The sequence below is a fragment of the Streptomyces sp. NPDC034111 genome, assembly GCF_055575375.1.
Genome location: NZ_JBVIST010000033.1, coordinates 18,191 through 29,888 on the forward strand (window position 1 = coordinate 18,191; position 11,698 = coordinate 29,888).

General features: G+C 65.1%; 5 protein-coding genes and 1 pseudogene. 2 read left to right on the forward strand and 4 right to left on the reverse strand.

The window, feature by feature from the left end; all coding sequences use genetic code 11:
• Positions 1 to 29: 29 nt before the first annotated feature.
• A complete protein-coding gene (locus tag ACZ55A_RS36505; RefSeq protein ID WP_468849323.1) occupies positions 30 to 2,159 on the forward strand; it encodes a UvrD-helicase domain-containing protein in 2,130 nt (709 codons plus the stop codon).
• A 756-nt stretch (positions 2,160 to 2,915) separates the two neighbouring features.
• Here ACZ55A_RS36505 and ACZ55A_RS36510 read toward each other — a convergent pair.
• The 4 genes from ACZ55A_RS36510 to ACZ55A_RS36525 all read right to left on the reverse strand — a co-directional run bounded on the left by ACZ55A_RS36510 (position 2,916) and on the right by ACZ55A_RS36525 (position 11,346).
• A complete protein-coding gene (locus tag ACZ55A_RS36510; RefSeq protein ID WP_468849324.1) occupies positions 2,916 to 3,779 on the reverse strand; it encodes a hypothetical protein in 864 nt (287 codons plus the stop codon).
• Between the two features lie 53 nt (positions 3,780 to 3,832).
• Positions 3,833 to 4,282, reverse strand: coding sequence for a hypothetical protein (locus tag ACZ55A_RS36515; protein ID WP_468849326.1), 450 nt, complete (start codon positions 4,280 to 4,282; stop codon positions 3,833 to 3,835).
• 889 nt (positions 4,283 to 5,171) lie between these two features.
• Positions 5,172 to 9,335 carry an SGNH/GDSL hydrolase family protein gene (locus tag ACZ55A_RS36520; RefSeq protein WP_468849328.1) on the reverse strand — a complete coding sequence of 1,388 codons (4,164 nt, stop codon included), beginning with the start codon at positions 9,333 to 9,335 and terminating at the stop codon, positions 5,172 to 5,174.
• Between the two features lie 1,243 nt (positions 9,336 to 10,578).
• Entirely contained in the window at positions 10,579 to 11,346 is a 768-nt protein-coding gene (locus ACZ55A_RS36525) for an NUDIX hydrolase (protein WP_468849330.1), read from the reverse strand.
• A 200-nt stretch (positions 11,347 to 11,546) separates the two neighbouring features.
• Between ACZ55A_RS36525 and ACZ55A_RS36530 the strand changes: the two are divergent.
• Positions 11,547 to 11,698: pseudogene (locus ACZ55A_RS36530) on the forward strand (RNA methyltransferase); the annotation flags it as partial.

Sequence of the window (11,698 nt, forward strand, 5' to 3'; positions counted from 1 at the left end):
TTGCAACCGCTTGAGGAGAACCGCCCGCCATGCCCCGCCTCGCCTTCGACATCGCCTTCTGCGTTCAACTCGGCAAGCTCCAGGGATCGGTGAAACAAGGTGTCTTCGACGCCTGGGAGAAGTTCCAAAGCCTCACCCTGGAGCAGTTGTTCAAGGACCCGGGACTGAAGCTGGAGTCCCTCAAGCGGGCCCGTGATCCTCACATTCGCACCATCCGTATCGACCAGGGCACCCGCGGTGTCGTCCTCGCCCCCGAGAGCGGGGACACCTACGTCCTGCTGAGAGTGATGCCGCACGACAAGGCCATCGCCTGGGCGGTCAAGCAGAAGGCGAGCATCAACACGGTCACCCAGGCCGTCGAGATCCGCGACATTGCCATGCTCGACGAACTCACCCCGGCCTATGAGCGCATCGCGCCCGCCCCCGAGGAGCGACTCTTCGCCAAGTTCTCCGACGGTGACCTGGCAGCTCTCGGGGTCGACGGCACAACTCTCCGCCAGGCCCGTGTCCTGACGACTTCGGAGCAGCTGGAGGCGTTCGCGCCGTTCTTCCCGCAGGATCAGCGAGAGGTGCTGGAGTACCTGGCCGCGGGGTTCACCGTGGAGGACGTGTGGCGCGACGTGGTCGCGGTCAACCTGGCCGATCGATCCGCCGAGCCGGTCGACACCGCCGACTACGAGACCGCCATTCACCGCTCGCGTACCCGGATCGCCCTGGTCACCGCTTCCGACGAGCTCCGCGACATCCTCGACAAGCCCTTCGAGGCATGGCGTGTCTTCCTGCATCCCTCCCAGCGGAAGGTGGCCTACCGGGCCTCGTACTCCGGACCGGCCCAGGTCACCGGAGGCCCCGGTACCGGCAAGACCGTGGTCGCGCTGCACCGGGTACGCCATCTGCTGCGGCACCTGCGCGACGGAGACCGCGTCCTGCTGACCACGTACACCAATGCGCTCGTCGCTGCCCTGCGCGCCGGACTTGCGGCCTTGGTCGAGGACGAGGTACTGCGTGACCGGGTGGACATCATGACCGTCGACGCCTTCGCGGGGCGTGTCGTGTCGACGTCACGGCGGCCACTGCGCGGCGACGAGGAGCAGGCCCGCTGGGAGCAGGCCGCTCGGGCCACCGGATTCACCGGGACTGCTCAGTTCCTCGCCCAGGAGTACAAACACGTCATCCTGGCGCACAACCTCCGCACCTGTGAGGAGTACGAGGCCGCTGAGCGGAAGGGGCGGGGGAGCGCCCTGCCTGTGAGAAGCCGTTCCTTGGTGTGGCGCACGGTCGAGGAATTCACGAGCCGTCTCGCCGCGGACGGGTTGCGTACCTACCTCGGGACCTGCGCCGAGGCGGCGGATCTGCTGGAGGCGTCGGGTCCGAGCTACCGGCACGTCATCGTCGACGAGGCTCAGGACCTGCATCCCGCGCAGTGGCGGCTGCTGCGGGCCGCCGCTCCCGCGCGGCCCGACGATCTGTTCATCGCGGGTGACCCGCACCAGCGCATCTACGACACGAAGGTGTCGTTGAAGGCCATCGGGATCAAGGTCAGTGGACGCTCGACGAAGATGCGCAGGAACTACCGCTCCACGCACGAGATCCTCAGTTGGTCCACAGCCCTCCTTCACGGTCGCCCGTTCGCGGAGCTGGCGGACGACAGTCACCACGAAACGCTGCTCGGCTACCGCTCGGCGTTACACGGCCAGGGGCCTGAGACCTACGCGGCTCCTTCCCAGGGCGCTGAGCTGGAGGCTTTGGTCACGCGCGTCCGTGGCTGGCTGGACAGCGGCATTCCGTCCGCCGAGATCGGCGTGAGCGCTCGTTTCAACAAGACGTGTGACCAGGCGGCCGAAGCCCTCACGGCGGCCGGCGTTCCGGCTGTCCGCTTGCGCGGGGACGCGGAGGTCTCTGCGGACGCCGTCAGCGTCGGCACCATGCACGGCTTCAAGGGCCTCGAATACCGATGCGTCGCTGTCATCGGGGTGCACGACGGAGCCCTGCCGTTCCCCAAAGCGGTGACTCCGTCGGACGTCGACCGTCTACAACACGAGGCCGACTTGCTGGCGGAGCGTTGTCTGTTGTTCGTGGCTTGCACCCGCGCCCGGGACGGGCTCTACGTGTCGTGGTCCGGCAGGCCGAGTCGCTTTCTTCTGGAAGTGGTTCTGTAGCCAGGGTGCCGTCGTGCACTGATGTTTAAAACAGTCGCCAGTTTGTAGCGGTCCTTTAGATCGCTGGTGCCGCGGTGTGCCGGTCGGCAGAGTCGCCATGCGCGGCCCATGACGCTCATTCGACGCTCCGGGTACTAACAGCCTGACGATGAACCTCGAAAGATTGCCTGAACTGCAGGTTCTCCCGGTCCGGCGAGATGGAGCATGATTTCAATGACGCATCATGTGGAGTGCCTTGTGGTGCTGGAGAAGGCGGTTAAGGGCGCCTGAACTGCGGTTTTGAGCCTGTGGGCGTGATGTGCGGTGTGGGCGTTACTGGCGATGCCCTGACGCTGAACTGCCGCTCGCGACGCTCATCAGATGCTCGTCCTGATGGGTCGTCAGGCGCCTTGTCTCGCTGGTCAGACGGTCTGCTGGCGTGGCGCGGGCGTGGCAGGTTTCTATCGGCGGATACGCGACTCCTCGGGCCAAGCCACGAGGAGATCCTCCTCCGGCGACAGCCGAGCCCAGCGCCTGACCCCGTCGTGCAGTGCAGCGGCAGCGGCATCGCACATGGCACCTGATGTGTGGTCGGGCTTCGGCCATCCGCGCTCAGCCCTTGTCTCGCCGTCGGGTCGTCCGCCGGCCCGACCACACACCCACCACGTCAGAGGTTCACGGCGTGTGCAGTGCGCACCTCAATCAGCGCAGAGTTCCAGCATGAACGAGGTCGTGCATACTCCGGAGGAGGCTCTCAGTCGGCTTGCCGTCGAGACGCTACTTGACAACTGATGCTGCTTTGGTCGCAGCGGACTTGTTTGCGGCCTTCACCTCGTTCAAGGCCTTCTGGTTGGCCTTGATGGCTGCCTTTTGCAGCGCCACTTCAGCGTCGAACCAGGTCTTCTCGACATGGTTCTTTTCGCGGCAGGCAACATCTGCCTTTGCGGTGTCCTTCTCTTCCGCGGACACGCGGTGCGGGTCCGCGAACCGGACGTCGTCGTTCGCGTCCATGGGCTTTGGGTATGCATACCCCTTGTCGGCCATGCACGCGGACCACTTGGTGAAGACGCTCACTACGGCCGGGTCCTTCATGGACTCCTTGTAGGACTCACTGCTGATCTGTTGAGCCAGGGGAGCTTGTTGGCTAGCCGGGACCGTCCCGTCGGCCTGCTGGACGCACCCTTTCAGAACACTCGGATCGGCTCCGGATTCGTCGACAGCGCCCTTTCCGATCGTCTGGTCGTAGGCCGCCTGCTCGTCGGCGGCGGATTTGTAGCCCCGTGCGGCCGCCAAGGCCGGGTCGTGGATCCCGTAACGCCAGTCCACGAGCGACTTGCCGCCCACCTCGGGCAAGTCCGGCGCAGGAGTCCATTCGTCATACCCTGCGCTCTTCATGCACTGGTCGATCAAGCTGTCCCGCGCACCCGTGATGAGGCGAACTTCTGCTTTGGACAGTATGTAAGCCTCAATCGGCAGATGCCATGTGGCCGGCCCGTCCCCTGCTTGCCCCTTCTCGGAGATCGACTTCGGCTGGCCGGCAGCACTCACCGGCATCTCGTCCTCAGAAGATCCCGAGTTCATAGAGGTCACGCCGAGAACCACGGCCCCCACTGCTGCAGCGGAAACGAGCGGTAAGCCCACACGCCGTCTCACCTTCCTGCTCCCCATACTCCCCCCTCTTTTTCCCGCCTTCGTCAGGTCCACTGGAACGAGGCGTTCTGATTGAAGACGTGCACGAACCGGTCGATGTACTGGTACGGCGCCATGACGTCCTGCGCGCCCTTGAATCCACTGTTGAAGTAGACGCGCGCCGTGTACTTGTAGTGCGAGTTCTCGCCGGAAGCGGCGTTGTTCTTTATTCCCCGCCCCGCGCCTGCCCCTGAGTTGCAGAAGCGGAGCGGCGAGGCAGCTCCGGCGACCCCGTCGGGCACGTCCGCGAAGTTGTACACGGAGTATCCGATGTTTCGCCAAGCACCCGTCTGAGCCGAGTTGAAATAGATGTGGAAGTCGAACTTCGAATTGCCAGGGATCTTGCATGCCTCCGCGCTGTAGAGATTGTCGGTCTCATCGTGCGCCGTGGCGGCGGCAGGGCTGGAAATCAATAACGCAGTTGCCAGTCCAGCCAGTACTGCAATCTTTCGCACTTTCCCCCCCAGTGAGAATGAACGGGAGTGACGCCAGGCGATGCACAGTGCCGCGCCGAAAGGGCCAGCGGCTCCCTGCGCTCATCTGCACTCGATCACTCCGGACGAAGGTAACCATACGCCCCTTCGTCCGTTCTTGGGTGGAAAATTTCTGCTTGCACCAACGCTGTCCGGATTGAAGCGCCGAGACATCCAGGCGGGGGCGGGGAGACGGCCGGAGGTCCGCTATTCAACGAGGCCTCTCAGACGTGGATGAGCCGCCCTGCCGATCCATGGCCAACCGTGCACGAATCGCCGAAGGTCCAGCTTTAAAAATCTTGGTACGCGCCTCTGCCTGGAGTTCCGGGAGACGTTGCTCGGGCGCGCTCCCGATTCACCGTCGCCGAACACACTCGTCTCCCGCCGTCGATTCACGATGGAAGGTCAGCTAAGGCCATGCGGCGTACAGCACCAACAGGAACGTGGTGGATATGAGGGCCACCAAGACATAGGGGATCCTGTCCGTTTGATGAGCCATCCCACACGAGGCGGTATCGGTACAGGATGCCCTATGTGCGCGCACCTCACGCCCTTGGTCAAACACCCCGAACATCTCGGCAAGCACGCGGATGCTGGAGCTGAGGGCGATGATGGCGACGAACCGGACAGCACCCGCCCCGTAGGTGTTCAGCACCCAAGCGCTGCACGCACCCGTCCATATGAGCGCCGCGACAGCTCCCGTCTTCCGACGGGCGGGGAACAAAATCCAGGGAACGGTGGGGAATAACAAGAACACGCCTATACCAATGGCAAGTGCGCCGACCTGCATGACCTACCTGGTTTCAGTTGTCGACAGAGGAGTGGGCGCCCCACCCCAACAAAGGGATGGAGCACCCGTCCATTCTGTCACCTATCGGGTGTACTCAATGTCGGGCTCCTTCGCGGGAGCACCACAGAACTGGGCGTCGGGGTCGGTGTTGACGCCGGACAGGACGCCGATGCTCCACGGGTTGCCCCCATGCCCACTGTCCCGCGCACATCCCATGTACGGATCACCTGCGTTGAGCGGCGAGGCGGGACCGCTGAAGTGATAGAAGTCGCCTGTGGTCACCGGATTGCTGGACTGAGTGTAGGCGCCGTCGAGGTCGATTGCCTTGCCGTTGCGGTACAAGTACTGATTCGGCATATAGCTGGACCGCAGGACCGGGGAAGCGGACACTTTGCGGATCGAGCCGTCGGCGCACGACTTGAAGTCGAGTTCCTGCCAGATGGGAGGTGCGCTGCCGAAGATGGAACCGGTGAGGCCGGGCTTGAAGAACATGTTGCGGATATCCCCCGCCATGGTCGTCACCGGATGGTTCGCCCCAGCGGCACGCGACACCTTTTCCACCCACTCGGAAACGCTGTCGGTCAGTCCGTCGTTGCCTAGTGCCGGTCGGTAGCCGATGGACCCGCCGGCGGTGGTCATCGCCGCGACGCACTGGCCCTTGTCTCCGGACACGGGGTTGTCGTCGTAGTCGGTGATCACCGGCTTCACGCCGATCGACTGGTAGGCGAGGCCGGGAAGGACCCCGTCACTGTTGGTGGTCGTATGCGTGGTGGCCCCGTCGTGGACGTTGACGTTCTTCCGCGCGTAGTTCAGCTTCGGTTCCGGGATGCCGTATTCCGCGCTGACGCTCTTGATGAATTCATGGACGAACGCGGGCATGTGGGTGTCGGCGGTCCGGTCGTCGTAGGTGACGGACTGGCTGCCGTCCACGATCTTCCCGTCGGAGGTCTTGATGTACGACACGGTCGCCTTGTTGTACATCTTGTAGGCCCCGCCGTCCTGACCGAACCACGACGGGCGCTGGTCGCTCGGCGGCCGCTTCGTGTACGGGTTGGAGTAGTGCATCCAGGCGGGGATGGAGTGACCGTCGGGGTGGTCGGTGGTGGAGGTGCCCGACTGCTGCACCTCGTCACGCCACTTCTGCACCGCGTCCCGTGTCTTCGGCATGGTGCACCGGGAGTCGGGGATGCCTCCGGTGCAGCTGCCCAGTGCCGCGACGCTCTGAGATGTCTTCAACGCCCAGTCGTACAGGTCCTTGCGGGACTTCAACGGTGTATTGAACAGGCTGGATTCCGGCCGGACGTCGATGTCCTGGTCCTCGTCGAAGAAGGCGTCGGCCTCGATCGTGTCCTTCACATACGTGCCCTTGAGCGGCTGGAAGGCGGCAGCGCCCCAGGCGATGTCGGCGTCGGCGGTGCCGTCATGGGTGTAGTTCGACAGGGTCACGCTCGGTGCGCCGGTGAACTTGTAGCCGCCGAGCGAGATCCACTTGTTGGTGTTGTCGCTGTCGGCGTTGATGGTGACCGTGCGGTCCCCGCCGTCGACGCCCTTGATCACATAGTTGGCGTGCTTCGCCTGGGCCCCGGTGTCGGGCAGGTGCACCCACACCTTGCCCAGGTCCATCTTCTGGCCGGTCCAGGTGCCGTCGATGGTCATGGGGCCTGAAGGGCCGCCGTAGTGCGCCTTGTCACGGGTGTGGGTGTACCAGAAGTGGCCACCGTAGCCGCCGCCGACCTGGTGCAGGTCCGCCTTGGCCTCGTAGTGGTTGTCGGAGTCGGGATAGAAGGTGAACTGGAAGCTGCCCGACGACGCCACCTTCCCGCAAGAGCCCCAGGACTGCGTCCCGTTGGGGACGGAGGCGACGACGACCGCGTCCTTCGGGGCGCCGGAACAGACCGGCTCGCCGTACTTGAGACGGGTTCCGCGCCCCGGCTCGGGTCGCTCCGTCGCATATTTGATCAGTTCGTTACCGCATGTGCTGTCGCAGTCCTTCCATGTCGCGTTCTCCTGGTTCCACCAGAACTTCTCGTAGCACTTGGCGTCCGGGCAGTCCGCCGGGTTGGCCGGGTCGCACCCGTTGTGGATGTTGCAGAAGGTGAACAGGGGCGGGGAGACGGTGGCACGGTTGGGGACGGTGGTCCACCAGGCGGGCTGGAAGCCGGCCGAGTTGAAGCCCGACTCGCCCTTCCAACCCTGCCGCCCGTCCGTCCCGTAGGAGTATCCGGTGTCGATGGACCAGGCGGACCAGCCCATCACCTTCTCCTCGTACGGCCAGTCCTGCGGATGCGCCGCGTCGTGATTGGCTTCCGTGTCCATGTCCGTGTTCATGAACGGGCCGCGTCCGGGCGGGTAGAAGGGATTGGCGGGGTTGTTGTACCAGCCCAGGCCCCACGGCTTGCCCGGGGCACCCTTGCCGTTGAAGCCGAGGTTGTAGTTCCAGGCGGCGGTGAACCAGTTTTCGACGCGCTTGGGGTCATCGTTGTTGACCGTGACCTTCTGCCCGTCGGTGTGCACCTCGTTCCACTTGTCGGCGAGGATGTACATGGAAGCGGCGATATTGCTCGCGTAGTCGACCGCGACCGCCTTCTGCAGCTTGGGATCCAGGCCCCTTTCGGTCGTCTTGTCCTTGCCGGCCTTCCGCATGCCATCGGTGACCTGGCCGACGCCGTAGCCGCAGTCGGACTTGTCCCAGTGGATCTTCCAGTAGGCCGATGGGTCGTCCTTGTCCGCCTTGTGGCCGTAGTAGCCGTCGACGGCAGCGAGCGGAGATCCCATCTGTCCGGGGACGACACCGGATTCGGCCTGCCAGAGGTTGGATTCCTGAGCGAGGATGCCGAGCATGACGTTGGCGGGGATGCGTTGGCCGCCCTTCAGTGTCGGCGGCGGGAACAGGCCCTGCGGGTCAATGGTGCTCATGCCCGTCTGACTGCGGTACTCGCCCTGACGGATCACCCCGCCCCGCAGCTTGCCCCGGACGGCCATGTCGACCGCCCACTCCACCTGGTTCGGCGTGGGTTGCAGGGCCTGCATCGTCACGTCGTTGCGGGAGATGGAGCACCAGCGGTCGGGGTCGGTGGGGTCGTGGGAGACTCCGGCGCCCGCGGTCCGCGGTGCGAGCGCTGTGCTCGGCCTACCGGTGCCGCCGAGGGCGGGGCTGACGGCGTTGTTGCCGTTCTCCGCCGTGACATCGGCCACCGACTGGGAAACCGCCTTGCCCGTGATGGTGGCGGTCGAGGTGACCTTCACGGGGTCCTGAGCCACCTGTTCCGGGGAACGCGCGGGCGGGGCCGCCTGCTTCCCCTCCGCTCTCCTGAACCCCTTGCCCGCGTGGGAAATGTGGTTCAGTCCGGCGCGGATGCCGGGGGCGAGGACGGGGTGCACGGCGAGGTGACCGTGGGTGGAGATGTCGGCGTCAGCGGGCACGGCGAGGCGGCTGATCCCGGTGACCTCCAGGCGGGGGCCGGCCGTGGGATTTCCCGTGAGGAACACCCGTCCCCCGTCCCCCTGGTGGAGACCCACGTCGGAGAGACGCCCCGAGGCGACGAGGGTGGGCTTGCCCTGCCCCGTGAACACCTTCACCTGCGCCGTGGTGTCGTGCTTGTGGTCCGCGAACACGATGTTGCCCTTCGCGGCCGGGCGGATGTCGAACGGTGTGCTGTCGGCGGTCGTCAGCTTCTTGACCGAGCCGGACTTGCCCAGGTGCACGAGTTGGCGTCCGCGTGCGGCGACCGTACCGTCCCCCAACGGCACCGCACTGGTCACCTGACCGTCGACTGCGGCGGTGCCGGTCGTGTGTCCCGCCGTGTCGACCGTGAGCACCCGCGTCTTCGTCTTCGCCGGGTCGTTCAGGTCCCTGTAGGCGGTGAACGCGGCAGTATGCGTCTGCGGGTTACACGTGGGGTCGAAGTAGGCGAGGGAGGCGGTGAAGGGCAGCTTCGTCACGGCACCGGTCGTGGTGTTGACGATCGCCGCGAACGCGCCTCCCTGCATCAGGTCGGGCTTGTTCGTGAACGTGCGGGGCGCGTACACGGCGGCGACATGGTCGCGGTCCATGACGCACTGGTTGCCGATCCACGAGTCGGCGGGCATGGCCGGCTCTGCCAGGGCCGCGACCGTCTTCCAGTCATACGCCTTGGCTTCATCGGCGGCGAGGATTTTGAAAGCATTCACGTCGGCCACGCCGGTCACGGCACGGTCCTTGCTCTGCTTCCAGTTCTTGCCGAGGTTGATGTCCGGGCTCGCCACGCGGCTTGAGCGGGGCTTGTCGGATAACTTGTGTTCGGCGGCCGCGACCGCGTCCCACCCCTTCGGTCTGGGGGGTGCGGACGAGGGTTCGGCAGCGAGTGCCTGCGACACCAGAGGTCCGCTCGCGACCAGCATGGCCGTGATGAGGAGCAGTGATGTGTGCAGACGCTTCGGCACGCGATGACGAGGTATCAAGTCGATCCCTGAATAGTCGATGTGGGCGCAAAAACGTCAACCACTCTTCGTTCAGAGGTGGTTGTGGTGCTCTCCGTGCGCTATGCGCGTGCAGCACGGTGTATCTGTTCGGGTGCTGCGGTGAGATGGCCGGCCCGCTGGGCAGGCGCAACGGAATTCGAAGCCGTCGGCCTTTTCGTCCCCGTTCCCGTTCCCGCCATCCGGGTAGGTCAAATTCGCCCCGTTGAGATGACTCAGGGAGACAAGGTCACGCTGACGGTTGTGAAGCAGCCATGACCGGTAGGCCCAGATCCTGGCAGTGCTCTAGTTGGCCGCCCAGTCCAGGACCTGGTACGAGGCCGAGCTCAACTTGCCGCGGAATCCCCCACTCACCGAGGTCGTGCTTCGGGTCAGTGCTGAGTAGAAGAGACCCGTGTCATTGGCATTCTCGAACATTGTTGCTGAGCAATCCAATCAGCTTCGCCAGCCGCCGCCGCCCACCTGCCCAGGCGCGGACGGGCAACGTCCCATGTTCCGGCAGGCAATTGCGCTGCCGTCCGTCATGCGGTTCTTGACCCTGAGCTCTACGTCATGACCGATCCCGTCGATTCATCGCCGCAGCTGTGGCGGCAAGCCCATACAACTGTCCGCTCTTGTGGCCGAATGCGGCGTCTGCTGGTCGCAGCCGCGATTCAGGGCCTGCGGAGTGAAGTGCGAATCAATATTCCGCTCCCGCCGTTGTCACAGTGATCATGTGCCCTCTGTCCGAGACCTGGGGCAGGCGACAGATACTAAGCGGTAATAACTCTGTATCTACCGGCTTTTCCTGGGGTGTCCAGTTACGCGTCGAGGACTGGCCGATTCCGGGCGGAAACGCTCAAGGGAGGGGTGGGCGGCGTCTGGAAGGACTCGACGCTCTCCCTAAAGGCAGGACCCCGTTCCGCCAGATGAGCGTTCCGAAGTCCGGCCCTGGGCGCGCCCTGGCTCCCGGTGAGCGGCGCATCGCCCGGCCCCCGGCTTCACGGGCGGACGCTTTCACCGGCGGTTGGCGTACGGCCTGTTCAGCCGGTCACGCCGATGCATGCTCGGACGGGTCGGCCGGGATGTCCCGTGTGCGCGCCACGGCCGAGATCGGCCGGGCCAGCTCGATGTGCCGCTGGTCAGGCCGTAGTAGTCGTCCGTGACCGTGATCAGCCGTACGGTCGCGCACTCTTGCCGCAGGTCGGTCGGCGTACGTTGGCGCCGTTGGCGAGAGTGGGCGGCGGTTCCGCGCGGATGCTCGTCCTGTCTCGCTGCGCGGGACGGTAGGGAGGAGGAGCCTCTCGGAGTGTTGGGTGATGATGCGTTCCACCGCGAATGTGGGCTGGTGGGAGCGCGCTTGGTTGAGAGTGGGCCAGACGGGGGCCTCGCCTTCCTCGTTCACGGTGAGTTCACTATGGACTTCTGCTTCCCGGTGCTCATCGATCTCCAGCAGATAGGCGTGCCAACGGTGTGCGTCGGAGCCCCTTCTGCACGTGTCTCCCTTGAGATGCTCGTCCGCAACGAGCTGTAGGTCTCCCTTCGCGCAGCGGACTCCTACTTCCTCCCACAGCTCCCGCGCGGCCGCGTACTTGGGTTCCTCCCCGCGTTCGACGTGGCCTGCGGGTACGGTCAGGCGGTAGTGGAAGGCTGTTCGTTGGAAGAAGAGGAACTGTCGGTCGCGTACGAAGACGCCGGCGCTCTCGTGCCAGTACTCGCCGTCTGAATCGGTCCACCAGCTGATGCGGGGGTCGATGATGACGGCTCTTTCCGCGTCGCGGCCGCAGGAATCGCAGGTGCAGCGTGTCCTTCCGTCCACGACGATCCATTTTGACCGTCTCGGCGTGGCAGTGGAGGCAGTACTCGCGACAGGTGTCGTCCCGCAGTAGAGGGAAGTCGATTTTCATCCTTCCCCTTTCCGAGGTGAAGGGCTGCCATCAGCTGGTCAGCAGCCGGGAACGCCACACTTCCGTGGCTTGGTCAGGGGCGCGTGCGGTGGGGGTTGCTGACGTCCGCCGTGTCTTCGAACTCGACAAGCCGGTCTCCGTCCTCCGCGTCAACGAGAAGGACGGCGGCGTCCACCGCGTCCACGGCCGCCCCTTCGTCCGCGAACGCGCCGCCGGCCGCACCTGGCGCGTCGGCAACGGCGGCTTCTGGCAGGTCCACCCGAA

Coding starts and splice junctions, on each gene's coding strand:
- ACZ55A_RS36505 (WP_468849323.1), top strand. CDS start 30: ATGCCCCGCCTCGCCTTCGACATCGCCTTCTGCGTTCAACTCGGCAAG.